The sequence below is a fragment of the Pseudonocardia sp. DxW genome, assembly GCF_058448985.1.
Genome location: NZ_JBZFLK010000009.1, coordinates 86,136 through 112,579, shown reverse-complemented (window position 1 = coordinate 112,579; position 26,444 = coordinate 86,136). Strand labels below are relative to the sequence as shown.

21 protein-coding genes, 1 tRNA gene and 2 pseudogenes are annotated in these 26,444 nt (G+C 73.5%); 1 reads left to right on the top strand and 23 read right to left on the bottom strand.

Annotated features, from left to right (window positions below):
• Positions 1 to 70 precede the first annotated feature (70 nt).
• The 17 genes and pseudogenes from ACVJO7_RS15945 to argS all read right to left on the bottom strand — a co-directional run bounded on the left by ACVJO7_RS15945 (position 71) and on the right by argS (position 19,672).
• Positions 71 to 901, bottom strand: coding sequence for a F0F1 ATP synthase subunit delta (locus ACVJO7_RS15945; RefSeq protein ID WP_344024424.1), 831 nt, complete (start codon positions 899 to 901; stop codon positions 71 to 73).
• Positions 901 to 1,449 carry a F0F1 ATP synthase subunit B gene (locus ACVJO7_RS15940; protein ID WP_344024422.1) on the bottom strand — a complete coding sequence of 183 codons (549 nt, stop codon included), beginning with the start codon at positions 1,447 to 1,449 and terminating at the stop codon, positions 901 to 903. The genes ACVJO7_RS15945 and ACVJO7_RS15940 overlap by 1 nt, the downstream gene beginning before the upstream one ends.
• A gap of 58 nt (positions 1,450 to 1,507) precedes the next feature.
• A complete protein-coding gene (locus ACVJO7_RS15935) occupies positions 1,508 to 1,756 on the bottom strand; it encodes an ATP synthase subunit c family protein (protein WP_085910746.1) in 249 nt (82 codons plus the stop codon).
• Positions 1,757 to 1,862: 106 nt separating this feature from the next.
• Positions 1,863 to 2,636, bottom strand: coding sequence for a F0F1 ATP synthase subunit A (gene atpB, locus ACVJO7_RS15930; protein ID WP_344024417.1), 774 nt, complete (start codon positions 2,634 to 2,636; stop codon positions 1,863 to 1,865).
• Positions 2,637 to 2,973: 337 nt separating this feature from the next.
• Complete coding sequence (locus ACVJO7_RS15925) at positions 2,974 to 3,429, bottom strand: Cg1360 family ATP-synthase-associated protein (protein WP_491673516.1); 456 nt, start codon at positions 3,427 to 3,429, stop codon at positions 2,974 to 2,976.
• A 940-nt stretch (positions 3,430 to 4,369) separates the two neighbouring features.
• Positions 4,370 to 5,536, bottom strand: a pseudogene (locus tag ACVJO7_RS15920) (glycosyltransferase family 4 protein); the annotation flags it as partial.
• Positions 5,537 to 5,573: 37 nt separating this feature from the next.
• On the bottom strand, positions 5,574 to 6,857 hold the full coding sequence (glyA, locus tag ACVJO7_RS15915) for a serine hydroxymethyltransferase (protein ID WP_491673515.1): 1,284 nt from the start codon (positions 6,855 to 6,857) through the stop codon (positions 5,574 to 5,576).
• Positions 6,858 to 6,925: 68 nt separating this feature from the next.
• The gene (locus ACVJO7_RS15910; protein WP_344024411.1) at positions 6,926 to 7,588 is read right to left on the bottom strand and encodes an L-threonylcarbamoyladenylate synthase; all 663 of its coding nucleotides are present in this window, start codon (positions 7,586 to 7,588) and stop codon (positions 6,926 to 6,928) included.
• A 290-nt stretch (positions 7,589 to 7,878) separates the two neighbouring features.
• Positions 7,879 to 8,751, bottom strand: coding sequence for a peptide chain release factor N(5)-glutamine methyltransferase (prmC, locus tag ACVJO7_RS15905; protein ID WP_491673514.1), 873 nt, complete (start codon positions 8,749 to 8,751; stop codon positions 7,879 to 7,881).
• 97 nt (positions 8,752 to 8,848) lie between these two features.
• Positions 8,849 to 9,949, bottom strand: coding sequence for a peptide chain release factor 1 (gene prfA, locus ACVJO7_RS15900; RefSeq protein WP_491673513.1), 1,101 nt, complete (start codon positions 9,947 to 9,949; stop codon positions 8,849 to 8,851).
• A gap of 88 nt (positions 9,950 to 10,037) precedes the next feature.
• A complete protein-coding gene (gene rpmE / locus ACVJO7_RS15895; RefSeq protein ID WP_344024406.1) occupies positions 10,038 to 10,259 on the bottom strand; it encodes a 50S ribosomal protein L31 in 222 nt (73 codons plus the stop codon).
• Positions 10,260 to 10,379: 120 nt separating this feature from the next.
• Positions 10,380 to 12,593: a transcription termination factor Rho gene (gene rho / locus ACVJO7_RS15890; RefSeq protein WP_491673512.1), complete on the bottom strand. Its 2,214-nt coding sequence runs from the start codon at positions 12,591 to 12,593 to the stop codon at positions 10,380 to 10,382.
• A 346-nt stretch (positions 12,594 to 12,939) separates the two neighbouring features.
• Positions 12,940 to 13,857, bottom strand: a complete 918-nt coding sequence (gene thrB / locus ACVJO7_RS15885) for a homoserine kinase (RefSeq protein ID WP_491673511.1) — start codon at positions 13,855 to 13,857, stop codon at positions 12,940 to 12,942.
• The gene (gene thrC, locus ACVJO7_RS15880) at positions 13,857 to 15,005 is read right to left on the bottom strand and encodes a threonine synthase (RefSeq protein ID WP_491673510.1); all 1,149 of its coding nucleotides are present in this window, start codon (positions 15,003 to 15,005) and stop codon (positions 13,857 to 13,859) included. Before thrC ends, thrB begins: the two co-directional genes overlap by 1 nt.
• Positions 15,006 to 15,069: 64 nt before the next feature.
• Positions 15,070 to 16,461 carry a homoserine dehydrogenase gene (locus ACVJO7_RS15875; RefSeq protein ID WP_491673509.1) on the bottom strand — a complete coding sequence of 464 codons (1,392 nt, stop codon included), beginning with the start codon at positions 16,459 to 16,461 and terminating at the stop codon, positions 15,070 to 15,072.
• A 99-nt stretch (positions 16,462 to 16,560) separates the two neighbouring features.
• The gene (gene lysA, locus ACVJO7_RS15870) at positions 16,561 to 18,018 is read right to left on the bottom strand and encodes a diaminopimelate decarboxylase (RefSeq protein ID WP_491673508.1); all 1,458 of its coding nucleotides are present in this window, start codon (positions 18,016 to 18,018) and stop codon (positions 16,561 to 16,563) included.
• Positions 18,019 to 18,022: 4 nt separating this feature from the next.
• Positions 18,023 to 19,672, bottom strand: a complete 1,650-nt coding sequence (gene argS / locus ACVJO7_RS15865) for an arginine--tRNA ligase (protein WP_491673507.1) — start codon at positions 19,670 to 19,672, stop codon at positions 18,023 to 18,025.
• A gap of 124 nt (positions 19,673 to 19,796) precedes the next feature.
• Here argS and ACVJO7_RS15860 point away from each other — a divergent pair.
• A tRNA-Arg gene (locus ACVJO7_RS15860) sits at positions 19,797 to 19,868 on the top strand.
• Between the two features lie 96 nt (positions 19,869 to 19,964).
• Here ACVJO7_RS15860 and ACVJO7_RS15855 read toward each other — a convergent pair.
• From ACVJO7_RS15855 to ACVJO7_RS15830, 6 genes and pseudogenes are all read right to left on the bottom strand, one after another.
• Complete coding sequence (locus tag ACVJO7_RS15855) at positions 19,965 to 20,732, bottom strand: hypothetical protein (RefSeq protein ID WP_491673506.1); 768 nt, start codon at positions 20,730 to 20,732, stop codon at positions 19,965 to 19,967.
• A 9-nt stretch (positions 20,733 to 20,741) separates the two neighbouring features.
• The gene (locus ACVJO7_RS15850) at positions 20,742 to 21,299 is read right to left on the bottom strand and encodes an SDR family NAD(P)-dependent oxidoreductase (RefSeq protein ID WP_491673629.1); all 558 of its coding nucleotides are present in this window, start codon (positions 21,297 to 21,299) and stop codon (positions 20,742 to 20,744) included.
• Between the two features lie 16 nt (positions 21,300 to 21,315).
• Positions 21,316 to 21,537 (bottom strand): annotated as a pseudogene (locus ACVJO7_RS15845) (SDR family NAD(P)-dependent oxidoreductase); the annotation flags it as partial.
• Between the two features lie 146 nt (positions 21,538 to 21,683).
• The gene (locus tag ACVJO7_RS15840; RefSeq protein ID WP_491673505.1) at positions 21,684 to 22,328 is read right to left on the bottom strand and encodes an enoyl-CoA hydratase/isomerase family protein; all 645 of its coding nucleotides are present in this window, start codon (positions 22,326 to 22,328) and stop codon (positions 21,684 to 21,686) included.
• Positions 22,325 to 23,515 (bottom strand): CaiB/BaiF CoA transferase family protein, encoded by a 1,191-nt coding sequence (locus tag ACVJO7_RS15835; RefSeq protein WP_491673504.1) that lies wholly within the window; start codon positions 23,513 to 23,515, stop codon positions 22,325 to 22,327. Before ACVJO7_RS15835 ends, ACVJO7_RS15840 begins: the two co-directional genes overlap by 4 nt.
• A gap of 408 nt (positions 23,516 to 23,923) precedes the next feature.
• Positions 23,924 to 26,287: an FdhF/YdeP family oxidoreductase gene (locus tag ACVJO7_RS15830; protein ID WP_491673503.1), complete on the bottom strand. Its 2,364-nt coding sequence runs from the start codon at positions 26,285 to 26,287 to the stop codon at positions 23,924 to 23,926.
• Positions 26,288 to 26,444: the final 157 nt, after the last annotated feature.

The window sequence follows — 26,444 nt, the reverse complement described above, 5'->3', positions numbered from 1 at the left end:
GCGTCGTTCCTTCTCTCGAACGGGACCTGAGATCGTGCCGCCGGGGGCCGGCGGTGCGCCCTCGGGCAGGTCAGCTGGGCAGGGAACGGCGTGCGGCGGCGAGTCTGCCCGCCACGCTACCGTCGATGACCTCGCCGCCGACCTGCACGACCAGACCTCCGAGGAGGTCCCGGTCGAGCTCAACCTGCAGGGAGATCGTGCGGCCGTAGATGCGGCCGAGGGTGTCGGCGAGCGCCGACTCCTGCTCCGGGGTCAGCGCGACGGAGGTCCGCACCTTCGCCACCGAGCGCTCCCGCAGCGCGGCGGCGAGATCGGCGAGCTCCTCGGCGAGGACGTCGAGGTGCCTGCCGCGCGGCAGCCGCACGGTCTGGCGGAGCAGGGTGGCGGTGGTCGGGTAGGCCCGGTCACCGAGTACGCCGTCGAGCAGCTGGAGCCGCCCGTCGACGGGCTTGGTGGTGTCGGCGAGCAGCGCGTTCAGCTCCGGCTCGCGGGCGAGGATGCGGCCGAACCGGAACAGCTGGTCCTCGACCTCGTCGAGGGAGCCGTTGCGGGCGGCCGTCGACAGGGTGGCCCGGCGGGCCAGCGTCTCGGCCGCGAGGACGATGTCGCGCGGCTTCGACCAGCGCTTGCGGACCAGTTCGGCGACCAGGTCCAGGACCGGCTGCGAGAGCTTCCCGCCGAGCAGTCGCTGCACCAGGTCGACCCGCGCCTGCTCGGGCGAGCTCGCGTCGGCCAGCAGCCTGCGCACCTGCCGCTCGCCGTCGAGGAAGCGGGCCACCGAGAACAGCTCGTCGGCGGTCGTGGTCAGCTCGCGGGCGGGGGCGCCGTCGGTGTAGGCGTCCAGCCGCTCGATGAGACCGGCCAGCGCCTCCCGGGTGGCGGCCTGCAGGACCTGGGCCATCAGCTCGCCCCGCTCCGCTGGCCGGTCTCACCGAGGTCGGCGAGGAACGAGTCGATGGTCGCGGAGCGCCGCGAGTCGTCGGCCAGCTGCTCGCGCAGCAGGCGCTCGGCCAGCTGCACCGACAGCCCGCCGACCTCTCCGCGCAGCGACCGCTCGGCGGCGGCGCGGGCGGCGGCGATCTGCTCGTCGCCACGGGCCTTGATGCGCGCGGCCTCCTGCTCGGCCTCCTCCCGCAGCTCGGCCTTGATCTGCTGGCCCTCGGCGCGCGCGTCGTCGCGGATGCGCGCGGCCTCGGCCCGCAGGCCGGCCAGCTGGTCCTCGTACTCCTTCTTCAGCCGGTCCGCCTGCTCCTGCGCCTCCTGGGCGCGCTTCAGGCCGCCCTCGATGGCGTCGGTCCGCTCCTCGTAGAGCTTCTCGAAGCGCGGCACCGCGAACTTCCAGAGGACGAAAAACAGGATGGCGAAGGAGACCAGGCCGAGCACGAGCTCTGCCGGGTAGACGGCGATCGGTGAGGGTTCCTCGGCGGCGAGGATCAGTCGTTCCACCATATGTCCTTCCGTGACGTGTCCCACGCCGCCGGCAGCGGGCCGGGATCAGGGACGACGATCAGGCCGAGGCGATGAAGAAGACGACCAGACCGATCAGCGCCACCAGCTCGGCGAGCACGAAGGTCGCCCAGCCGATACCCATCAGCTGGCCGCGGGCCTCCGGCTGGCGGGCGGTGCCGTTGACGACGGCCGACCAGATCAGGCCGACGCCGATGCCGGCGCCGATGGCGCTCAGGCCGTAGCCGATGGCCGCGTAGCCGGCGTTGTTGTCGGCGGCCTGGGCGAGGATCTGCTGCGTTGCGCTCACTTCGGGGTTCCTTCCGTCGGGTCCGCCCTCGGGCGGGGGTCGTTCGGGGATGGGCCGGACGAACCGGCGGGTTCAGGTCGGCGCCGGGGCGCCGGGGTGGGTACTCCTAGTGCTCCTCGGCCACCGCCGCGCCGATGAACACCGACGCCAGCAGCGCGAAGATGTAGGCCTGGATCGTCATCACCAGCGCCTCCAGGAAGGTGAAGGCGATACCGGCGATGACCACCAGCCCGGCCGGGATCACCAGGAAACCACCGGCGAACAGCATGAACTCGGCGCCGACGGCCACCAGGACCAGCATCAGGTGGCCGGCGAACATCGCCGCGAACAGACGCAGCGCCAGCGAGGCGGGCTGGACCAGGAACTTCTGCAGCAGCTCGATGACGATGATCAGTGGTGCGATCGCCATCGGCACACCCTTGGGGAGGGTGGCGTGCTTGAAGTACCCGACGAAGCCGTGCTTCCGGAATCCCGCGTAGTGGTAGGCCACGTAGACCACCAGCGCCAGCGCGATCGGGAAGCTGATCTTCGACATGGTCGGGATCTGGAAGAACGGGATGATCCCGAAGTAGTTGTTGACCAGCACGAAGCTGAACAGACCCAGGATCAGCGGGATGAACGGCTTGAAGTCGTCCTTGCCGATCTGGTCACGGGCCATGCCGTTGCGCGCGACGTTGTAGAACGACTCGAGCGCGAACTGCCCCTTCCCCGGCACGATCGCCATCCGCCGGGTCGCCACCGCGAAGTACACCGCGATGATGACCGCGGACATCACGATCAACACCATCGGCTTGGTGACGCCCGCGAAGATCGGCGGGTAGTTGAAGACACTGGGACCGGGCGGGGTGAACTCCTCAGCCGCCAGTACGAGCTCGCCCAATGGGGGTCCTTCCGGTGCTCCCGTCCCACGACTCACACGGACGGGGATCGCCTGCAAGGTGCCTCTGGGGCGATGCACCAGGGCGCTCGGAACACATCACCGAAAATCACCCACATCGCCTACGACGCGGGATGTTATCAGCCGTACTTCTACACAGCGTCGGGGGCCGACATGCACCTCACCAGGGCCTTCGCATGGAGAAACGATCTTGGTCCGCGAGCCGCCGGGTCGTCGTGTAATCAACGGTTAACACCACCGACTCGACATCTCCGGCGCACCGGCCGTCCACCCGTCGAGCACCTGGGACAGGCCGACAAACCGGACGAATAGCCCCAGGTCAGGCGGCTGGACCTGCCGGAACCTCGCCCACCAGGATCCGCAGCCGGTACACCGCCCAGGCCTCCCCCGCCGCCGTCGCGATCATGCCGAGCAGCACGGTCACGACGAGTGCGTTCCGGTCCAGCCAGGGCACCCCACCGAAGGTGAACAGCACCCCGAAGAGGATCAGCGACTTGGTGAGCCAGCCGGTGACTGAGGCCAGCATCACAAACCGGGGCGGGATCTCGGCGGTACCCCTGACCAGGAACGAGGTGACGAGCCCGAACACTGTGCACGTGAGGGCGCCGATCGCGGCACCGTTGAGGCCGGGCCGCCCGGCCAGCAGCGTGAAGGCGATCACGCAGCCGACCCCCACCAGGACGGCGAGCAGGGTCGCGTTGCGCGCCATGGACGCGGACATCCGGCGCATCGCCTGCTCGTGGCCGACCACGAGCTCCGGTCTCGATCGCCACATGGCCCGTCATCTCCTCGTGGGTGGGTGCGCCGCCCGCCGGGCGCCCCACCACGGTAACGACGGCCGCACCACCGGCGGGCGGGGGCTGTCGGGGTGACCACCGACACCCCGGACCGACCTGGCCGCTGGTCGAGGGCGGGGTGCTGTGCGGCGGTCGCCGGCGGGGTGCGGGGTGACGGCCGGTCGCCGCCGCCCCGGCCGACTAGCGCTGGTCGGCCTCACCCGGTGGGTCCCGCCGGACCGGGTTGGGCACGGTCGGCTGGTCGGTGCGGGACGGGCCGGGCGCTCGCCAGGGCTGTCCGCCGTCGGGGGCCGGGACACCGTCGTCGGGGGCGGGTTGCCGTGGGTGGCCGTTCCGCTGCTGCTCCCCGGTGCGCCGCGGCGGGACCGCGTCCGGCCGGTGCAGGGGCTCGGCCGGCCGCTGCCCGGTACGGGTGGGCGGGCCACGCCGTGCCGACGGCGGCGCCGGTGTGCCCGGTACCGGGGGGACGGAACGCGCACCGGGCCACCGCGCAGGGGGCTCGCCGGTCCGGTGCCGCGCCGGGCCGCCGCCCGGCCGGTACACCGGGGTCTCACCGGTCCGGCGCATCGGAGTCTCGTCCGACCGGTGCGCAGGGGCCTCGCCGGGTCGGTGCGCGGGGGTCTCGCCGCTCCGGTGCACCGGCGCCGGTGGCCCGCCCGGCCGGTGGGTGCCCGTCCCGGGGCCGACGGGCCGCGCAGCCGTCCGGCCCGGCGGCGCGCCGTCACCCGGCTGCCTGCCGCCCGGCTGCCCGGGGGCCGGCGACGGCACCGGGCCCGGCCCCTCGGACGTCCGCGGCCGGGCATCGTCGCCGACGGCCGGCGGATCCCGCCGGTCGGCGACGTCGTCGGCCGACGCCGGCGCCCCGGCGGAGGTCGCGGCCGGCCCGGCAGAAGCCGATGCGGCCGGCCCGGCGGTCGCCGCGCTGCGGGTGCGGGCCAGGTGCGGCACCGCGGACGCGAGGAACGCGACGACCAGCGCGATCCCGATCGCCGCCAGCACCACGCCGGTCTCGTCGACCAGGGCGAGCGCGACCGCACCGAAGGCGAGCACCGCCGCCCACAGGTACACCAGCAGCACCGCGCGTCGGTGGCTGTGCCCGAGCTGCAGCAGCCGGTGGTGCAGGTGCATCTTGTCCGGGCTGAACGGGCTGGTCCCGGCACGGGTCCGGCGGATCACCGCCATCAGCAGGTCGAGCACCGGGATGAAGACGATCCCGACGAGCACGATCAGCGGGGCGACCAGCGCGAGGAAGTCGCTCGCCGAGGTCTCCTCGTCCGGGATGACCCGGCCGGAGGCGGCGGTGATCGCCGCGGACAGCATCACCCCGACCATCATCGAGCCGGTGTCGCCCATGAAGATCCGGGCCGGATGGAAGTTGTGCGGCAGGAAGCCCAGGCAGGCCCCGGCCAGTACGACGGCGATCAGCGCCGGCCCGAACGCCGCAGGCGCGTTGCCGTTCTCGCTGATCAGCCCGACGCAGAACACCGCGGTGGCCAGCGTGGTGATCAGCCCGATCCCGCCGGCGAGCCCGTCCAGGCCGTCGACGAAGTTCATCGCGTTCACCAGCGCGACGGTGAGCAGCACCGTCAGCAGCACCGACTGCCCCTGGCCGAGGATCAGCGTCGAGCCGGAGATCCCGGTGCCGCCGCCGCCGAGCGGGATCCACAGCGTCGTCCACTGCACGCCGTAGAGCACCAGCAGCCCGCCCGCGGTCACCTGGGCGGCGAACTTGGTGATCGCGTCGAGATCGAAGCGGTCGTCCAGCAGGCCGACCCCGACCAGCAGCCCGGTCGCGACGACGACGCCCATCACCTCGGAGCTGCCCTCGAAGTAGGCGAGCCGCAACGCGGGCAGGGAGAGCGCCAGCAGCAGCCCGGCGAGCACCCCGCCGAACATCGCGAGGCCGCCCCACCGCGGGGTCGGGGTGACGTGCACGTCCCGTCCCCGCGGCCAGGCGACCGCGCCGGCCTTGAGGGCCAGCATCCGGACCGGGCCGGTCAGCAGCAGCGTGACGACGGCGGAGACCAGACCGACGAGCAGGAACTCGCGGATCGGGAGTCCGTAGCTCAGCTGGTCCACCGGCACGTCGGGTACGCCTCTCCGGTCCGCCTCGGGGCTCGGGTCACCCCCGAGGGTAGGCCGGTGCCCGGGAGACGAGCGCGGTGACCGCCTCGGCGACGTCGCGCAGCTCGGCGTCGCCGGCCGGGGTGTCGTGCTCGGCCTTCACCGCGCGCGCCAGCAGGCTGCCGACCTCGGCCATGTCGGCCTCGGTCATGCCCTGGGTGGTGACGCTCGGCGAGCCCACCCGGATGCCCGAGGGCTTCATCGGCGGCGCCGGGTCGTACGGAATCGCGTTCTTGTTCAGGGTGATCCCGGCCCGGTCGCAGCGGGTCTCGGCCTCCCCACCGGTGACGCCGATCGGCCGCAGGTCGAGCAGCGCGAGGTGGTTGTCGGTGCCGCCGGAGACGGCCCGCATGCCCTCGGCCTCCAGGCTCTTGGCGAGCGCCTGGGCGTTGGCGATGACCTGCCGCGCGTACGCCTGGTACTCCGGCTGCGCGGCCTCCTTCATCGCGACGGCCTTCGCGGCGACGGCGTGCATCAGCGGCCCGCCCTGCGAGAACGGGAACACCGCCTTGTCGATCGCCTTGGCGTGCTCCTCGCGGCAGAGCACCATGCCGCCGCGCGGGCCGCGCAGCACCTTGTGCGTGGTGGCGGTGACGACGTCGGCGTAGGGCACCGGGGACGGGATCGCCTGCCCGGCGACGAGGCCGATGAAGTGCGCGGCGTCGACCATGAGCTTGGCGCCGACCTCGTCGGCGATCTCCCGGAAGATCTTGAAGTCGATCAGCCGCGGGTACGCCGTGGCGCCGGCGATGATGATCTTCGGCTGGTGCTGCTTCGCCAGGTCGCGGACCTGGTCGTAGTCGATGATCTCGGTGTCCTCACGGACCAGGTAGGACACCGCGTTGAACCAGAGGCCGGAGAAGTTGACCTTGCTGCCGTGCGTCAGGTGGCCGCCCTGCTTGAGGTCCATCGCCAGCACGGTGTCGCCGGGCTTGGCGAACGCGGCGTAGGCGGCGAGGTTCGCGCTCGCGCCGGAGTGCGGCTGGAGATTGGCGTGCTCGGCGCCGAACAGCTCCTTGGCGCGCGCGTTGCCGATGTTCTCCGCCTGGTCCACCACACCGCAGCCGCCGTAGTACCGGCGGCCGGGGTAACCCTCGGCGTACTTGTTGGACAACGTCGACCCGAGTGCGGCCAGCACCGCAGGGCTGGTCAGGTTCTCGCTCGCGATGAGCTGGACTCCGCCGCGTAGGCGGTCCAGCTCGTCCAGCACGACCCCGGCGATCTCGGGATCCTGCTGCTGCAGTGCGGTGAAGTCCGGGCCCCAGAAGGTCTGCTCACTCACCCCGGGCACGCTACCGGTACCCGTCGTCCCTGGCTGCGCCCCTGACGGGGCGATCACACCTGCGCGGCTCAGGTCCGGTCGATCTCCTGGCCGACGACCTCCTCGACCTGGTCGGCCGAGACCCCGCCCTCGCGCAGCATCCGCGGGCGGGCGCCGGTCAGGTCGACGATCGTCGAGGCGACCGGATCACCGGACGGACCGCCGTCCAGGTACACCTGGACGTTCCCGGCGAGCTGGGTGATCGCCTCCGTCACGTTCGACGCCGGCGGGTTGCCCGAGGTGTTCGCGCTCGACACCGCCATCGGGCCGACCTCGCGCAGCAGCTCCAGCGCGACCGGGTGCAGCGGCATCCGCAGCATCACGGTGCCGCGGGTACTGCCGAGATCCCAGGCCAACGACGGCGCGTGCTCCAGCACCAGCGACACCTCGCCCGGCCAGAACGCCTCGATCAGCGCCCGTGCGGCCTGCGGAACGCTGGTGACCAGGCCGTCGATCGTCGTCCAGGACCCGACGAGCACGCCGACCGGCATGTCCGGGCCGCGCCGCTTCGCGGCCAGCAGGCTCCGCACACCGGTGCCGTTGAACGCGTCACACCCGATGCCGTACACCGTGTCGGTCGGCATCACGACCAGCTCCCCGGCACGGACGGCCCGGGCGGCAGCGGCCAATCCACGGCGACGCTCGCTCGGGTCGCTGCAGTCGAACAGCGGCTGGGTCTGGGGTGCGCTCACGGTTCGCGACAATACGACCGTCCCCGTTGCGGGGCGGGGCCGGGCTCGCTCGCGGTGCGTCGAGATGCAGCTCAGCGCACCGGAAAGATCAACAAATCGCGCTGATCTGCATCTCGACGAGTGACAGGCTCCGACTCGGAGCGGGGCCCTCAACCGGCGGGGCGGAGTGAGGCGGCGCGGCGCGGCAGAGCCCGGCGCAGCGGGGCAGGGCGGGGCGCAGCAGGACGTGGCGCGGTGGGGCAGGACGGGCGCGGCGCGGGGCGGGGCAGAGCAGGCGCGGCGGGCGCAGCTCAGTGGTTCGGGACGCGCCGGGCGGTCACGAAGCGCGGCCGGCCGTTCAGGTCGTGGTGCTCGGTGACGTCGGCGAGGGTCCGCCGCCGGCGCAGCAGCGCGGGCACCGACTCCCCGTGGGTGTCGTCGTGCTCGATCGCCAGCGCCCCGCCGTGCCGCAGCCAGCCGGTGGCCCCGCGCACCACGGCCTGGATGATCTCGGTGCCGTCCGGCCCGCCGAACACCGCGCCGGGCGGGTCCCAGCGCTCGACCTCGGGCGGCACCGGCGTGCCGTCGGGGACGTAGGGCGGGTTGCAGACGACCAGGTCGACCCCGGCCTCGAGCTCGATCAGCAGGTCCGGCCAGCGGACGTCGGCGACGTGCAGGGTCACCGGGCGCCCACCGGCGCGGACGTGCGCGTCGAGGTTGCGCCGGGTCCAGGACAGCGCGGCCGGATCGGCCTCCAGCGCGTGCACCACGGCGTCCGGGCGGGACGCCGCGAAGGCCAGCGCGAGCGCGCCGGAGCCCGTGCACAGGTCGAGCACCACCGGGCGCCGCACGTCCCGCAGCGCCCCAAGGCCCCACTCGAGGAGCAACTCGGTCTCCGGGCGCGGGGTGAACACCCCCGGCCCCACGGCCACCTCGACCGGTCCGAGCACGGCAGTGCCGAGGATGTGCTGCAACGGTTCCCGGGTGGCGCGGCGGGTCGCGAGGGCCTGCAGGTGTGCCACCACGTCCGGGTCCACCAGCGGGATCATCGGCAGCGTCGAGCGCTGCGCGCCGAGGACGTGCGCGGCGAGCAGCTCGGCGTCAACCCGCGGGGACGCGACCCCGGCGGCGGCCAGCGTCCGCTCGGCCTCCGCGATCGCCACCCGCAGCGGCTGCCTGCTCACCCGAGTCCCCTGGTCACGGCGCCATTCTCCGGGTCGTGGCCGTGCCCGGGGCGCAACGCGACGGCGGGATCACACGGGCGGGGGACGACCGGACCGATCACGCCGCGCCGTCTCCCCCCTGGCCGGCGCCGGCGGCGGTGCCGGCCATCGCCTCGGCGCGCTCCGCGGCCACCAGGGCGGCGACGACGTCGGTCAGGTTGCCGTCGAGGACCGAGGACAGGTTGTGCGCCTTGAACCCGACCCGGTGGTCGGAGATCCGGTTCTCCGGGAAGTTGTAGGTGCGGATCCGCTCCGACCGGTCGACGGTGCGGACCTGCGAGCGCCTCGACTCCGAGGCGGCGGCCGCCGCCTCCGCCTCCGCCTTCGCCTGCAGCCGGACCCGCAGCACGTCCATCGCGCGCGCCTTGTTCTGCAGCTGGGAACGCTCGTTCTGGCAGGTCACGACGATGCCGGTGGGCAGGTGGGTGATCCGGACGGCGGAGTCGGTGGTGTTGACGCTCTGCCCGCCGTGCCCGGAGGCGCGGTACACGTCGACCCGGATGTCCTTATCGTCGATCTCGACGTCCGGCGTCTCGTCGGTGTCGGGGAACACCAGGACTCCGGCCGCGGAGGTGTGGATGCGGCCCTGCGACTCGGTGACCGGGACCCGCTGCACGCGGTGCACGCCGCCCTCGAACTTCAGCGACGCCCAGACCCCGTCGGCCGGGTCCCGGCCGCGCACCGACAGCGTCACGTCCTTGAACCCGCCCAGGTCCGACGGCGTGGCGCCGAGCAGCTCGACCTTCCAGCCGCGGGACTCGGCGTACCGGGTGTACATCCGGACCAGGTCCCCGGCGAACAGCGCGGACTCCTCGCCGCCCTCGCCGGACTTGACCTCCATCAGGACGTCGTCGGAGTCGTGCGGGTCGCGCGGCACGAGCAGCTCGGTCAGCGCCGTCTCCAGCTCGACGACGCGGGTGTCGAGGGTGTCCGCCTCGGCGGCGAACGTCCGGTCCTCGGCGGCGAGCTCGCGGGCGGCATCCCGGTCGGCCCGGACCCGCGCCAGCTCGTTCGCGGTGGTCACGATCGGGCCGAGCTGGGCGTAGCGGCGGCCGAGCTTGCGGGCCTGGGCCTGGTCGGCGAGTACGCCGGGGTCGGCGAGACGCTGCTCCAGCTCGGCGTGCTCGTCGAGCAGCGCGTCGACCGACTGGCTGGTCATGAGGTCCTCCGTCGCGGGAGCGGGCTGGGAACGCGAAACGGCGCCCGCCTCCTCGCGCGGGGCGAGGGGACGGGCGCCGTGACGGTGGCTACTGGTTGGCGCGCTGACGCTTCCCGTAACGGGCCTCGAAGCGGGCCACGCGGCCGCCGGAGTCCAGGATCTTCTGCTTGCCCGTGTAGAACGGGTGGCAGGCCGAGCAGACCTCGACGGTGATCGCACCGTTCGACTTCGTGCTGCGGGTGGTGAACTGGTTGCCGCAACCACAGGTGACCTGGGTGTCGACGTACTGAGGGTGAACGCCCTCGCGCATGGGATCTCCTCTCGGTGGCCGCCGGGTCCCTGCTTCCGCAGGGTGAACCGGAGCCGGGAAGCTGACGTGCCATTCAACCACCCGGGCCCCGACGGAATTCCCACCGGGGCCCGGGGGTCGTCAGTCGTCGTCCTTGCCGGGGGTGTTCTTGGCGACCTGCATCAGGAACTCGATGTTGGTCTTGGTCTTCTTCAGCCGGTCGAGCACCAGGTCGATCGCCTGCTGGTCGTCCAGCGCGGCGAGGACGCGGCGGAGCTTCACCATGACGGCGTGCTCGTCCGGCGACATCAGCAGCTCTTCCTTGCGGGTGCTGCTGTCGCCCACGTCGATCGCCGGGAAGACGCGCTTGTCGGCGATCTTGCGGTCGAGCTTGAGCTCGGCGTTGCCGGTGCCCTTGAACTCCTCGAAGATCACCGTGTCCATCGTGGACCCAGTCTCCACCAGCGCCGTGGCGAAGATCGTCAACGAGCCGCCGTCCTCGATGTTGCGGGCCGCGCCGAGGAACCGCTTCGGCGGGTACAGCGCGGTCGAGTCGACACCGCCGGAGAGGATCCGGCCGGACGCCGGCGCGGCCAGGTTGTAGGCCCGGCCGAGGCGGGTGATGTTGTCCAGCAGGACGACCACGTCGTGGCCCATCTCGACGAGGCGCTTGGCGCGCTCGATCGAGAGCTCCGCGACCGTGGTGTGGTCCGACGGCGGGCGGTCGAAGGTGGAGGCGATGACCTCGCCCTTCACCGACCGCTGCATGTCGGTGACCTCCTCCGGCCGCTCGTCGACCAGGACGACCATGAGGTGGCACTCGGGGTTGTTCGTGGTGATCGCGTTCGCGATGGCCTGCATGACCGTGGTCTTGCCGGCCTTCGGCGGGGAGACGATCAGCGCGCGCTGCCCCTTGCCGACCGGCATGACCAGGTCGATGACCCGGGTGGTCAGCTGGGTCGGGTCGGTCTCCAGGCGGAGCCGCTCGTTCGGGTAGAGCGGGGTCAGCTTGGTGAACTCGGGCCGGTTGCGGGCGGACTCCGGGTCCCGGCCGTTGATCGTGTCCACCCGCACCAGCGGGTTGAACTTCTGCCGCTGCTGCTCGCCCTCGCGGGGCTGGCGGACGGCGCCGGTGATCGCGTCGCCGCGGCGCAGGCCGTTCTTGCGCACCATCGACATCGACACGTACACGTCGGTCGGGCCGGACAGGTAGCCGGTGGTCCGGACGAACGCGTAGTTGTCGAGGATGTCGACGATCCCGGCGACCGGCAGCAGCACGTCGTCGTCGCGGATCTCGGTGTCGACGTTGCCGCCGCCGCCCCCACGCTCGCGGTCCCGGCCGCGCCTGCGGTCCCGGAACCGGCGGCCGCGGCGGCCGCGGCCGTCACCGTCGTCATCGTCGTCGTCGTAGCCGCCGGCGTTCGCCGCGTTCCCGGTGTTCCCGGCATTGGCGGCGTTGCCCGGGTTCTGGGAGTTGCCGCCGCCGTTGCGGCCCGGGTTGTTCCGGCCGCCGCGGCCCCCGTCCTCGTTCCGGCCGTCACCGCGGTTGTCGGCGTTGCGGTTGTTGCGCCCGCCGCGGCCGCCGCCGTCGTTGTCCCGGTTGCGGCCGCCCCGGCCGCCGTCGCGGGAGTCGTCGCCGGAGTCCGGCTGGGCGTCCTTCTGACCTGCGTCGCGCTGGGCGGGTGCGTCGTCGCCCTGGCCACCGCGACGACGGGTGCGGGACCGGCGGCCGCCGCCCTCCTGCCCGTCGTCGTTGCGGTCGGCCTTGCGGTCCTCACCGGACGGCTCCGGCTTCGCGGGGGCCTCGGCCGGGGCGGCCGGGGTCAGCTCCGCGACCGCCGCCGCGGCGGGCGACTCCGCGGCCGCGGCCGGGGTGCCGGCCTGCTCCGCGGCGGCCGGCTCGGCGGCCGACTCCGGGGCACCGGCCGCCCGGGTCGCCGCACGACGGCGGCGGGTACGCGGCGCGGGCGCCTCGGCCTGCTCGGCGGCACCGTTCGAGGCGGACCCCGCAGCGGGCTCGGCCGCAGGCGCGGCGGTGGCCTCGGCGGCGGGCTTCGCGGCCGGCTCGGGGGCCGCAGCGGTGTCGCCCAGGGGGAGCTGGGGGGTGTCGGCACCGTCGGACCCGGTCGCCGCAGGCTTGGCCTTCGACTTCCGGGCCGGGGTCGCGGCACCGCCCTGACGCTCCTTGATGGCCGCGATCAGGTCGCCCTTACGCATGCCGGAGATGTCCGGGACGTTCAGCTCGGTGGCCAGCTGACGCAGTTCCGCCAGCACCATGCCGGACAGGCCGCCGCGACGGCGGGGCGCCGCCTCGTTCGATGCGGTCCCGGTTCCGGCGAGATCGGTCTCGCTCACAGAGTTCCTTCCTGACCGACCCGGTTGTCCTGTCCAGGTCAGGGGATGTCACGCGCTTGACCGGCGCGGGTGAGCCGCACCGGCAGCATTCACAAAATGGAGCACCACGACGACGTCGCGGGTGTCAGGCCGCCCGTTCGGGATTCCGAGTCCAGTCAGAAAGGAGATCGGGCGAGCGGGCCCGGCTGCAGACTACGCGGATGTCGCGTGGATCGCCGTACAGCGCCGAGACTAGACGTATCGCTCGCGGGCGGCAACAACCCCCACCCGGCGAGTCCGCCGATCGCGGTCGTGTACGTCACGCCACTGGTGTCAACGAGCCGGGCGGCCGGCGCATTCCCGCTGCTCAGGAGACGTCGACCCGGACCCCGACGGTGTCCACCGGCAGCGGCAGCACCGCGAAACCGCCGGTGTCGACGGCGTCGGGCACCGATCCGTCCGAGGTCAGCGCCAGCACCGTCGGCCCGGCCCCGGAGATCGCCGCCGGCACGCCGTGCCGGCGCAGGTCCTCGACCAGCTGCAACGACGCCGGGTACGCGGCCCGCCGGTAGGGCTGGTGCAGCCGGTCCTCGGTCGCGTCCAGCAGCAGATCGGGGCGCCGGGTCATCGCCAGCACCGCGAGCGCGCACCGGCTGCCGGTGAACGCCGCGTCGGCCAGCGGGACGGCCTCCGGCAGCAGGCCGCGGGTGGTCTTCGTGGACGACTCGGTGCCCGCGACGAACGCGACCGGGTGCACGTCCGGGTGCACGTCCAGCTTCTCGGCGTGGAACCGGCGGGCCGCCCCGGAGGACTCCCAGGCGACGACGAAACCACCCATCAGGCTGGCCGCCGCGTTGTCCGCGTGGCCCTCCATCCCGGCCGAGAGCTGCAGCAGCGCGTCGCGCTCCAGCGCCGCGTCCCGCCCGCAGAGCACGGCCGCGGCGGTGACACCGGCGACCGCGGCGGCCGCCGAGCTGCCCAGTCCGCGCGAGTGCGGGATCGCGTTCGTGCAGCGCAGCCGCAGGCCGGCCGGCGCCGCCGCCGGGTCGGACCCGCCGAACAGGTCGAACGCCTGGCGCATCGCGCGCAGGACCAGATGCCGCTCGTCCCGCGGGACGTGCCGGGAGCCCTCCCCCGCGACGTCGACGAACAGGCCGGGCCTGTCGAACGTCTCGACCTCGATCTCGTCGTAGAGCCCGAGCGCCATCCCGAGCGAGTCGAAGCCGGGCCCGAGATTGGCCGTGGACCCCGGAACCCGGACGCGGACCCGTGTCGGACGACCCATCAGGCCAGCTCGAGGGCCGCCGCGACGGCGCCGGGATCGATCGGCACGATCTCCGGATCGGGCGCGGTGAGCAGCGCCGAGTCCGGGTCCTTCAGGCCGTGCCCGGTCACCGTGCAGACCACCAGCGACCCCTTCGGCAGCGTGCCGTCCGCGCTGGACTGCAGCAGGCCGGCGACGCTCGCCGCGGACGCCGGCTCGACGAACACCGCCTCCTCGGCGGACAGCAGCCGGTAGGCGGCCAGGATCTCGTCGTCGGTGACGGCGGCGAACCGGCCGTTCGACTCGTCGCGGGCGGTGGTCGCGCCGCGCCAGGACGCCGGCGCGCCGATCCGGATCGCGGTCGCCACCGTCTCCGGCTCCTTCACCGGGGCGCCGTGCACCAGCGGCGCGGCGCCGGCCGCCTGGTAGCCGAACATCCGCGGCAGCTCCGAGATCAGCCCGTCGGAGTGGTAGCCGCGGTAGCCCTTCCAGTACGCGGTGATGTTGCCGGCGTTGCCGACCGGCAGGCAGTGGATGTCCGGTGCCTGCCCGAGCTGGTCGCAGATCTCGTAGGCGGCGGACGCCTGCCCGGCGATCCGGGTCGGGTTCACCGAGTTGACCAGCGCGATCGCCGGATAGTCGGCGGTCGTCTTGCGGGCCAGCTCCAGGCAGTCGTCGAAGTTGCCGTCGATCTGCAGGATCCGGGCGCCGTGCGCGACCGCCTGGGCCAGCTTGCCGAGCGCGATCTTGCCGCGCGGGACCAGCACCGCGCAGGTCATCCCGGCCCGGGTCGCGTACGCCGCGGCCGACGCCGAGGTGTTGCCGGTGGAGGCGCAGAGCACGCTCTGCTTGCCGTCGGCGAGCGCGGCGGTGACCGCCATCGTCATCCCGCGGTCCTTGAACGACCCGGTCGGGTTGGCGCCGTCGACCTTGAGGAACACCTGGCAACCGGTCCGCTCGGACAGCCGCGGGGCGGGCAGCAGCGGCGTCCCGCCCTCGCCGAGGGTGACGACGGTCCAGTCCGGCTGCACCGGCATCCGGTCCCGGTACGCCTCGACGACGCCGGGCCAGTGCCCGGGCGGCGGGGGCGCCACTGCGCCGGTCGCCTGGACCGCCGGGGTCGGGCCGCCGGCGGCCGGGCCCCGGACGTTGTGCACGCTGCCGGTCATCGCCGGTCGCCTCCCCTGTTCGGCCGGCAACAGCCGGATCGCACCGTGTTCTGGGTCCGCACCGTCACTCGCCCATGCCCAGCGCACTGACCGCGCGGCCCAGACCCTCCACCCGGAGCACCCCGACCACGCCGATCACGTGGTCGAGATCGGCGAGCGCGGCGACCGTCGCGGACAGTGCCGCCTCGCGCGCCGAGTGCGTGACGACGGTCAGCCGGGCCGGGCCGGGCCCGGCGTCGTCGGCGCGCGCGGTGCTGTCGATCGAGCCGTTGATCCCGCCGGTCTGGCGCACCGCGGCGATCGAGACGCCCTGGCGGGCGAACTCGCCGGCGATCGCGGCCAGCACGCCCTCGCGGTCGGCGACCTCGAGATCGACGTGGTAGCGGGTCGGGACCTCGCCGATCGCGCGCACCGGCAGGCTGGCGTACGCGGACTCGCGCGGCCCGCGGCCGCCGCCGACCCGGTTGCGGGCGACCGCGACCAGGTCGCCGAGCACCGCCGACGCGGTCGGCGCGCCGCCGGCGCCCTGGCCGTAGAACATCAGCTGGCCGGCCGCCTCGGCCTCGACGAACACCGCGTTGAACGCGCCGTCGACCCGGGCCAGCGGGTGCGAGTCGGGCACCATCGCCGGGTAGACGCGGGCGGAGACGGACTCCGTCCCGGCCTCGTCGACGACCCGCTCGCAGATGGCCAGCAGCTTGATCGTGCAGCCGAGCCGGCGCGCCGCGGCGACGTCGGCGGAGCTGACCCCGCGCATCCCCTCGCGGTGCACGTCGGAGGCGGTGATCCGGGTGTGGAAGGCGAGCGTCGCCAGGATCGCGGCCTTGGACGCGGCGTCGTAGCCGTCGACGTCGGCGCTCGGGTCGGCCTCGGCGTAGCCGAGCCGGGTGGCCTCCTCCAGCGCGTCGCCGTAGGAGGTGCCGCCGGAGGCCATCGCGGACAGGATGAAGTTCGAGGTGCCGTTGACGATCCCGGCGACCCGGGTGATCCGGTCCCCGGCCAGCGACTCGCGCAGCGGGCGCAGCAGCGGGATCGCCCCGGCGACGGCGGCCTCGAAGTACAGATCGGCGCCGGACGCGTCGGCCGCCTCGGCCAGCGTCGGGCCGTCCTCGGCGAGCAGCGCCTTGTTCGCGGTGACCACCGACTTGCCCGCCTTCAGCGCCTCCAGCAGCCAGCCGCGGACCGGCTCGATGCCACCGATCACCTCGACGACGACGTCGACGTCGTCGCGCGCGACGAGGGCGCCCGCGTCGGTCGTGACCAGGTGACCGAAGTTCTCGGTCAGCCACGGGTGCCGGTGCGGCCTGCGGACGGCGACGCCGACCAGCTCGACCGGGGTCCCGACCCGCGCGGTCAGGTCCGCGGCCTGGTCGGTGATCAGCCGGACCACCTCGGTGCCGACGGTGCCGCAGCCCAGCAACGCGACCCGGACGGCCCCGCTCTCACCCCTCGCCACAAGCCCTCCTCGCGTACCGCACCCGCTCCAGCGGGCGCCGATCATTCCTGGTCAGGCCGGTCCCGGACACGCCGGGTGGCCGTTCTCACGCCCGGGTGCTCACACCTCGAACCGGAACTGGTCCTCCAGTGTCTCGCGGCGCAGCAGTGTCCGGTCGGCGCCCTCGCGCACCGCGACGACGGCGGGCCGCGGCAGCCGGTTGTACCCGGACGCCATGGTGTAGCAGTACGCGCCGGTCGCGGCGACGGCCAGCAGATCGCCCGGCGCGAGGTCGGCGGGCAGCCAGCAGTCGCGGACGACGATGTCGCCGGACTCGCAGTGCTTGCCCACCACCCGCGACAGCACCGGCTCGTCGCCGTCGGGGATGCTGTCGCGCTCCGACGAGCGGGACACCAGCCGGACGTCGTACTCGGCGTCGTAGAGCGCGGTGCGGATGTTGTCGCTCATCCCGCCGTCGACGCTGACGTAGCGGCGGGTGTAGCCGCCGAGCGGCACGTCCTTGATCGTCCCGACCTCGTAGAGGGTGACGGTGCCGGGCCCGGCGATCGCCCGGCCGGGCTCGACGGCGATGCCCGGGACGTCCAGCCCGGCGGCGGCGCACTCCCGCTTGACGATCGAGCGCAGCTCCTCGGCCAGCGCGGGCATCGACAGCGGGGTGTCGGCCGGGCGGTAGGCGATGCCGATGCCGCCACCCAGGTCCAGCGTGCGCAGCGCGGCGAGGTTGTCCGTGCCGTGCTCGGTGTGCAGGTCAGCGAGCACCTTCACGACCCGGCGGGCGGCCGCCTCGAAGCCCTCGGTCTCGAAGATCTGGCTGCCGATGTGCGAGTGCAGCCCGACCAGCTCCAGGTGCCGGGAGCCGATCACCCGGCGGGCGGCCTCCAGCGCCGCGGAGTCCTTCCCGTCGGAACCGGCGCCACCTGCGATGGAGAAGCCGAACTTCTGGTCCTCGTGTGCGGTCGCGATGTACTCGTGGGTGTGCGCCTCGACGCCGACGGTGAGCCGGATCAGCACCCGCGCGGTGCGGCCCCGCTCGGCGGCGACGGCGTCCAGCCGGGCGATCTCGTCGAAGCTGTCCAGCACGATCCCGCCGACCCCGGCGTCGACGGCCGCGATCAGCTCGTCGGTGGACTTGTTGTTGCCGTGCAACGCGATCCGCTCCGGCGGGAACTGCGCGCGCAGGGCCACGGCGAGCTCGCCGCCGGAGCAGACGTCCAGCGACAGGCCCTCCTGCGCGACCCAGCGGGCGACCTCGGTGCACAGGAAAGCCTTGGCGGCGTAGTGCACCGAGCCGGCCCCGAACGCGGCGGCGAACTCGGCGCAGCGGGACCGGAAGTCGTCCTCGTCGAGCACGAACAGCGGGGTGCCGTGCTCCCGGGCGAGATCGCGGACGTCGGCACCGGCGACGGTCAGCGCGCCGTCCGCGCCGCGCTCGGCGTTGCGCGGCCACACGGCGGGGGCCAGGTGGTCCAGCTCCGCGGCCGACCCGGGACGCGGCCCGGCGGACTCGGGCGCGGGGGTCAGGCCGGCGTGCATCGGGCCTGCGGGGTGGGCTCTCATCGCACTACATCCGTTCCGGCGCGCTCACGCCGAGCAGGCCGAGGCCGGCGGCGAGCACCTGGCGGGTGGCGGCGCACAGCGCCAGCCGGGCCCGGTGCAGGTCGGTGACGTCCTCGTCGCCCTGGGGCAGGACGCGGCAGGAGTCGTAGAACTTGTGGTACGCCCCGGCCAGCTGCTCGAGGTAGCGGGCGACCCGGTGCGGCTCGCGCAGCTCCGCGGCGGAGCGGACGACATCGCCGAACTCGCCGAGGGTGCGGATCAGGTCGCCCTCGCGGGGGTGGTCGAGCAGGCCGAAGCCGTCGCCCTGGTCGATGCCGAGATCGGCGGCGCCGCGGGCCAGCGACACCAGGCGGGCGTGCGCGTACTGCACGTAGAAGACGGGGTTCTCGTTGGTGCGACTGGCCAGCAGGTCGAGATCGATGTCCAGCGCCGAGTCCACCGACGAGCGGATCAGCGAGTACCGGGCCGCGTCGACACCGACCGCGTCGACCAGGTCGTCCATCGTGACGACGGTGCCGGCGCGCTTGCTCATCCGGACCGGCTTGCCGTCCTTGACCAGGTTCACCAGCTGCCCGATCAGCACCTCGACCACGGCCGGGTCGTCGCCGAAGGCGGCCGCGGCCGCCTTGAGCCGGGCCACGTAGCCGTGGTGGTCCGCGCCGAGCATGTAGATGCACAGGTCGAAGCCGCGGGCCCGCTTGTCCCGCAGGTAGGCGATGTCGCCCGCGATGTAGGCGGGGCGGCCGTCGGACTTGATGACCACCCGGTCCTTGTCGTCGCCCTGGTCGGTGGAACGCAGCCACCAGGCACCGTCGGCCTCGTAGAGCGAGCCGTTCTCCTTGAGCGCGGCCACCGCGGCCTCGACGGCCCCGGACTCGTGCAGCGACTGCTCGTGGAACCAGACGTCGAACTCGGTGCCGAAGTCGGCCAGCCGTTCCTTGATCTCGGTGAACATGAAGCCGACGCCGACCCGGCGGAACGCCTCGTCCCGGCGCTGCGGCTCCAGCTCCAGCACGCCCGGCTCGGCGGCGAGGACCCGCTGCGCGATCTCCCCGACGTAGGCGCCGCCGTAGCCGTTCTCCGGGGCCGGCTCGCCCTGCGCCGCGGCGACCAGGGAGGCGACGAACCGGTCGATCTGCGCGCCGGCGTCGTTGAAGTAGTACTCCCGGGTGACCTTCGCGCCGCGCGCGGACAGCACCCGGCCGAGCGCGTCGCCGACCGCCGCCCACCGGGCGCCGCCCAGGTGCAGCGGACCGGTCGGGTTGGCGGACACGAACTCCAGGTTCACGTTGCGGCCGGCGAGCTCGTCGCCGGTGCCGTACGCCGGACCGGCCGCGAGCACCTCGCCGACGATCGCGCCCTGCGCGTCGGCGGCGAGCCGCAGGTTGATGAACCCGGGCCCGGCGATCTCGGCGCTCGCGATGCCGTCCCGGGTGGTCAGCTCCTCGGCCAGCCAGCCGGCGAGCTCGCGCGGGTTCACGCCGGCCTTCTTCGCGGTGCGCAGCGCGATGTTGGTGGCGTAGTCGCCGTGCTCGGGATTGCGGGGCCGCTCGACACCCCCGTCGGCGGGCAGCGCCGAGACGTCCAGGCCGCGTCGGGTCAGCACGTCCCGCGCGACGTCACGGACCAGGTCGGCGAGCACGTCGGGATTCACCGGCACGATTCTAGGAGGTGACCGCGCGTGGCCTCCGGTGGGCAGCCGGTCCGCGGGCCCGGCCCGGCGGGCACCCCCGCGGCCGGGCGTCCGCGGGGTGGGGTAGTGTTCTGCACGTTGCACGGCCCCCGTAGCTCAGGGGATAGAGCACCGCCCTCCGGAGGCGGGAGCGCAGGTTCGAATCCTGCCGGGGGCACACTCCGTGCCTGACGACAATCGGCCCTTCACCTGGTCAGACCGGGTGAGGGGCCGATTGTCGTCGGGTCCACCTCCGGCGGGCCCGGCGTCGTGTTCAGCCGACGGCACGGTCACCGTCGCCCGGCACCTGCGGCAGCGGCAGCGGACCGAGCGGGTCCGGCACGCCGGGGAACGCCGCCCGGAGCTGGTGTCGCAGGGTGCGGATCGCCCGGGCGGCGTACCGGCCCGGATGGCGGCCGCAGGCGCGCAGCGCGGCCCGGTGGTCGACCGCCACGACGACCGCCGCACCGATCCCGACGGCGAGCAGCGCCGTCCGTGCCGCCCACCGCAGCGGCGCGGCAGCGGGCCGGTCGTGGGTGATCCGGGCGAGTTGGAAGCGCAGGTGGTTGCGCTCGTCGGCGGCGACCCGCGCTCCGACGGCCCGCAGCACCGGATCGGGTGCCGCGGCGGCCAGCGCGTCGAAGTAGTCGAGTGAGACGGACTCGGCGACCAGGAACAGGCAGAGCTCGGTGCGCAGACCGCAGGCCCGCCGCAGCATCGTGAACACCCGGTCCGACCAGTGCCGCGCCAGGGGTTCCCCGCCCAGCCGGCGCAGGCCCGCGCCGAACATCGCCGAGTGCCGGCACTCCTCGGCGACCAGCAGGCCCAGCGCGTGGGTGTAGCGCTCGTCACCGACCCGCCGGGCCGCGGCGAGCACGTGCCTGCCGTCGCTGCGTTCGGCCAGCTCGAAGCGCTGGAAGGAGCGGACGAACGCCGCCCGGCGCCGCTCGTCGAGCAGGCACGGGTCCACCCGGTCGGCGTCGATGTCGTCGGCCCGCGTCGCGTTCCGCTCGAAGTGCCGCACCCACGCCTCGACATCCACCGCGCAACGCTAGCGGCGGAGGGGCTCGCGCGGTTCGCACGGTCGGGACAGGTGCGCCGGCGGCACGAACGTCGCCACCGCCCTGACCCCGGTGCACACCCGGTGGCCCCCCGCACACCTGCTGCAGCGGGTGTGCGGCGGGGCGAGCCGGTGTGTGGCGGTCGGGGCAGTGCGGGGTTCAGGGGGTGGGGTAGGAGCGTTCGTCGATCCACATGGGGGTGGCCGGGCGCTCGCCCGCAAGCCAGTAGGAGTCGATCTGCTCGGCGGTCCAGCCGCGCTCGGCGCGGAGTTCCTCGTCGATGGGGTGGCCTCGTGGGCCGCGCCGGACGCGATGGTGACGATCGCGCCGCGACCGGCGGGCAGCATCGCCCGGGCCGCCGCCCGCACGGTGTGGAAGACGCCGTCGAGGTTGACCGCGAACATCGCCCGCCAGGCCTCGTCGGTGATGTCCGGGGTGCGCAGGATCCCCTCGCCGCGTTCCATCTGCTCCGCGAGCACGACCTTGGTCTCCGGGTCGTCGACGCCCGCGGCGGCCACCACCACGTCGAGGCGACCGGTGTGCCGCAGGACCCGTCGCGACGAGTTCCCCCACGGCCGTGGAGTCGGTGACGTCGATCGCGTACCCGGTCGCCCCGTCCAGGGAGGAGGCCACGTCCTTCGCGCGGGTGGCGTCCAGGTCGGCCACCGCCACCCGGTGCCCGCGGGCGGCGAGCAGCCGGCAGACGGCCTCGCCGATCCCGGATCCGCCGCCGGTGACCAGCGCGACCGGCCCTTCCGCCGGGATGGTCGTTCCTGTGACGTCCATCCGTCAGCTCCTCGTCGAGTCGTCGGCGCGCACCGGTACCGGCGCGCAGGTGCTGGGCGCTGCCCCGGTTTCCGCCGGGGAGCGGAGGATCCGGCCCACGGCGAGACCGATCCCGCCGGCCACGGCCGATCGTGCCCCGCTCGGTTTCAGGTCCACCGCCCCACCCCTCTGATGGCCGCCGCCGTCGAGACGACGGCCTCGGCGGGCGCGGCACCCAGCACGCCCACGATCCGGTCGATCTCCGCGTCGACGTCGGTGCCGCAGCGCTGCACGAGCCCGTGGCGGAGGGCCTCGTCAGCGGTCCACCGCTGGTCGCCGTAGAGCAGCAGAGCCGCGGCCCCGGCGCCGACGACGTGCACCAGGCGCCGCAGGTGGGCCTCCTCGTAGACCAGGCCGTGGCGCAGGGCGGGGATCCCGAACGCCGAGCGCGGCGAGCACACCCGGACGTCGCAGGCCAGCGCCAGGCTGACGCCCGCGCCCAGGCAGGGACCGTCGATCGCGGCGAGGGTCGGCGGGGTGAGGTCGCACAGCATCGCGACCGTGGCTTCGGCGAGCTCGCGCAGCTCCGCGGCCTCGCCGGGGTCGGCCCCACGCAGCTCACCGAGGTCCGCGCCCGCCGAGAAGCTGCCCCCGGTCCCGGACACCACGACCGCGGCGAGATCGTCGCGGGCGTCGAGGGTGGCCAGGTGTGCGTGCAGGCTCGCCCACATCGCGCCGGTCAGGGCGTTGCGCTTGGCGGGCCGGTCGATCGTCAGCCGGGTGACCCGGTCCGCGACGGCCAGCCGGATCATGCCCCGCCGACCACGTGATCGGTCGCGAGCGCCGCGATCCCGGCGTCGTCGTACCCGATCTCGCGCAGCAGGTCCGCGGTGTCCGCGCCGACCGAGGGCGCCCGGCCCCTGGCCCGGGGCGCACCGTCGGCGATCAACGGTGTGTTCACCATCCGCCGGTGCCCGAACGCGGCGACGTCGGACGGGAACATCCCGCGGACGTCGTACTGGGGGTCGTCGAGCATCCGGGGGATGTCGTTGACCGGGCCGCAGGGCACGCCGGCCGCGCGGAGCCGCTCGATCCAGGTGTCCCGGTCGGCGGTGACGAACCGTTCCTGGAGCAGCGCGGCGAGCTCGCCGCGGTGGACGAAGCGGGCGTACTCGCCCTGGAACCGGGGGTCGTCGTGGAGGTCGATCGCGAGGACGTCGCACAGGTCCCGCCAGGACCGCTCGGTCGCCCCGATGACCAGGACGCCGTCGTCGCCGCAGGTGAAGGACTCGTAGGGTGCCGTCAGCCGGTGCGCGGTGCCCAGTGGACCGGGTGCCTCGCCCGTCCCGACGAAGTCGGCGACCTCCCACAGCGACCAGCCCGCGATGGTGTCGGCGAGCGAGACGTCGACGTGCGCGCCGCCGTGCCCGGCGCGGGCCCGGTGCAGCGCGGCCAGGACGCCGATCGCGCCCCACATCCCGGTGCCCAGGTCGCCGATCGGGTAGCCGGCCTTGGCGAGCCCGCCGCCCGGGCTCCCGGTCACGCTGAGCAGGCCACCGTAGGCCTGCGCGACCAGGTCGATCCCCTTCGCGTCCCGCATCGGGCCGAACTGACCGAATCCGGAGATCGAGCAGTAGACCAGGTCCGGGCAGTCACCCTTGAGGTCGTCGTAGGACAGGCCCTGCTTCGCCAGCGCGCCGACGCGGAAGTTCTCCACCAGCACGTCGGACCGGGCGGCGAGCGCCTTGACCAGGTCCCGGCCGCGCTTGGACTTGATGTCGACGGCCAGGCTGCGCTTGTCGCGATGGATGAGGTCGAACGGCAGCGGAGCCTGTTCGTCGCCCACCAGCCTGCGGCGCAGCGAGTCACCCTGCACCGGCTCGACCTTGATCACTTCCGCGCCGAGGTCGGACAGGATCGTGGTGCAGTAGGGGCCGGCCAGCGCCCCGGTGACGTCCAGGACCCGGACCCCGCTCAGGAAGCTCGTCCCGTCAGGCATCCGATCGTGCTCCTTCCGAGGACCGCACGGCAGGTGTGCGCACGGCGATCTCCTCAGCCAGTGGTCGTTCGCCCGGGATCGCGGCGAGCGACCGCAGCAGGCCCGGGTCCTCGATCCGGACGTGCCGCCGGGGGCGGCGGACCGCCCCGGTGTCGCTGAGCCTCCTGAGTGCCCGGGCGGCGGTCTCTTAGGTGGACCCGGCGGGCACGGCGTCCCTCCGGATCAGGCCGCTACTCGGCATCGGACCCGGCGGCCGGTGTGTCGACCGTCTCCACTCTGTGCACTGCATCCACGTCGATGCCCTCCTGCGTTGCGCTGCGCCCAGCGTGCTCCGCGGCGGCCGCCCGGTCTGTGACCGAGGTCGGCTCACCGCCGGGAGGGAGGCGCGCGCAGTTCACACCCGCCCGATCAGGACAGGTGCGCCGGCTCGGGATCGGACTTGTGCAGCCAGTCCCCGCCGACGGCGCCCTGCGCGCCCGACGGGTCGCAGTCGACCTCACCGGCGACGGTCAGCCGGACCACCACCGACTTCGACGCCGGCTGGTTGCTCTTCAGCGCGGTCGCGTCCAGCGGGACCAGCGGGTTCGTCTCCGGGTAGTAGGCGGCGGCGGTGCCCCGCGGCACGTCGTAGGAGACCAGGCGGAAGCCCCGCGCGCAGCGGACGTGCTCGTCGCCCTCCCAGCGGGTGACCAGGTCGACCCGGTCGCCCTCGGCGAAACCGAGGGCGGCGATGTCCTCGCGGTGGGCGAACACCACGTGCCGGCCGCCCTCGATGCCGCGGTAACGGTCCGAGTAGCCGTAGATGGTGGTGTTGAACTGGTCGTGGCTGCGCAGCGTCTGCAGCAGCAGGTGCCCGTCGGGGACCTGCACGACGTCGATCGGCGACACCTCGAACTCGCCGCGGCCCGACTCGGTGTCGAAGGTACGGGAGTCGCGCGGCGGGTGCGGCAGGATGAAGCCGCCCGGGCGCCGGGCGTTGACCTCGTAGCTCTCGCAGCCGGGGACGACCCGGGAGATGTGGTCCCGGATGCGCCGGTAGTCGGCGCGCATGCCGGCCCAGTCGATGCCGTAGCGGTCGCCGAGGGTGGCCTCGGCGATCCCGGTGATGATCGAGACCTCGGAGCGCAGGTGCGGGCTCGCCGGCTTCAGCGGTCCGCGGGAGCTGTGCACCGAGCAGGTCGAGTCCTCGACGGTGACGAACTGCGGCCCGGACTCCTGCACGTCCTTCTCGGTGCGCCCGAGGGTGGGCAGGATCAGCGCGGTGCGCCCGCCGACCAGGTGCGAGCGGTTGAGCTTGGTCGAGATCTGCACGCTGAGCAGGGTGTTTCGCAGGGCGGCGGCGGTGACGTCGGTGTCCGGCGCGGCCTGCAGGAAGTTCCCGCCGAGGCCGACGAAGACCTGCACCTTGCCGTCGCGCATCGCGCGGATGCTGTCGACGGTGTCGAAGCCGTGCTCGCGGGGCGGGTCGAAGCCGAACTCGCGCTCCAACGAGTCGAGGAAGCTCTGCGGGACGCGCTCCCAGATGCCCATCGTGCGGTCGCCCTGCACGTTGGAGTGGCCGCGCACCGGGAACAGGCCGGCGCCAGGCTTGCCGATGTTGCCCTGGGCCAGCGCCAGGTTGACGAGCTCCTTGATCGTGGCGACGCCGTTGCGGTGCTGGGTCAGGCCCATCGCCCAGCAGAAGACCGTCTTGCGGGAGTCCCGCAGCAGCGCGGCGGCGTCGGTGATCTGCGCGCGGGTCAGCCCGGTCGCGTCGGTGACGACGTCCCAGTCGATGTCGGCGACGTGCTCGCGCCACTGCTCGAAGCCGTGCGTGTACCGCTCCAGGAAGGGATGGTCCAGCGCGTCCCACTCGACGAGCAGCGAGCCGATCGCCTGGAACAGCGCGATGTCGCCGTTCACCCGGATCGGCAGGTGCATGTCGGAGAGCTGGGTGCCGTTGCCGACGACCCCGCGCGGCGTCTGCGGGTTCTTGAAGCGGTTCAGGCCCGCCTCGCGCAGCGGGTTGATCGTGAGGATCGTCGCGCCGTTCTGCTTCGCGTGCTCGAGCTGGGTGAGCATCCGCGGGTGGTTCGTGCCCGGGTTCTGGCCGGCGATCACGATGAGGTCGGCGCCGACCAGGTCGGGCAGCGTGACGCTGGCCTTGCCGATGCCGATGGACTCCTGCAACGCGATCGACGTCGACTCGTGGCACATGTTCGAGCAGTCCGGGAGGTTGTTCGTGCCGAACGCCCGGACGAAGAGCTGGTAGGCGAACGCGGCCTCGTTCGAGGCGCGGCCGGAGGTGTAGAACGTCGCGTCGTCCGGCGACTCCAGGCCGTCGAGCTCGCTCGCGATCAGCCGGAACGCCTCGTCCCACTCGATCGGCTCGTAGTGGGTGGCGTCCGGGCGGCGGACCATCGGGTGGGTGATCCGGCCCTGCTGGCCGAGCCACCACTCGGAGTGCGCGTCGAGCTCGGCGACGCTGTGCCGGGCGAAGAACTCCGGGGTCGCGCGGGCCTTGGTGGCCTCCTCGGCGACGGCCTTGGCGCCGTTCTCGCAGAACTCGGCGGTCGCCCGCTCCCCCGGGTCCGGATCGGGCCAGGCGCAGCTCATGCAGTCGAACCCGTCGGCCTGGTTCAGGTCGAGCAGGGTCCGGGCGGTCCGGACCGGGCCCATGTGCTCCAGCGAGCGCCGCATGGACACGGCTACCGCGGTCGGTCCGCCCGCCGTGTCCTTGGCGGGCCGGCGGTCGAGATCGTCCTCGGTGAACTCGTCGGTCCGCTTCGTCATCGGTGCACCTCCGGGCCCGGGCCGGGGGTACGGCCGGGCGGTTCGTCGTGGCGGTCGGAGATGCCCTACCCGCCAGACGGGATCCGAATCCTGCGGCCGCGACGATCGGATCCGGACATAGTGTGGGCTAACCTCACCTGGTGGCGTGCAGGATCTC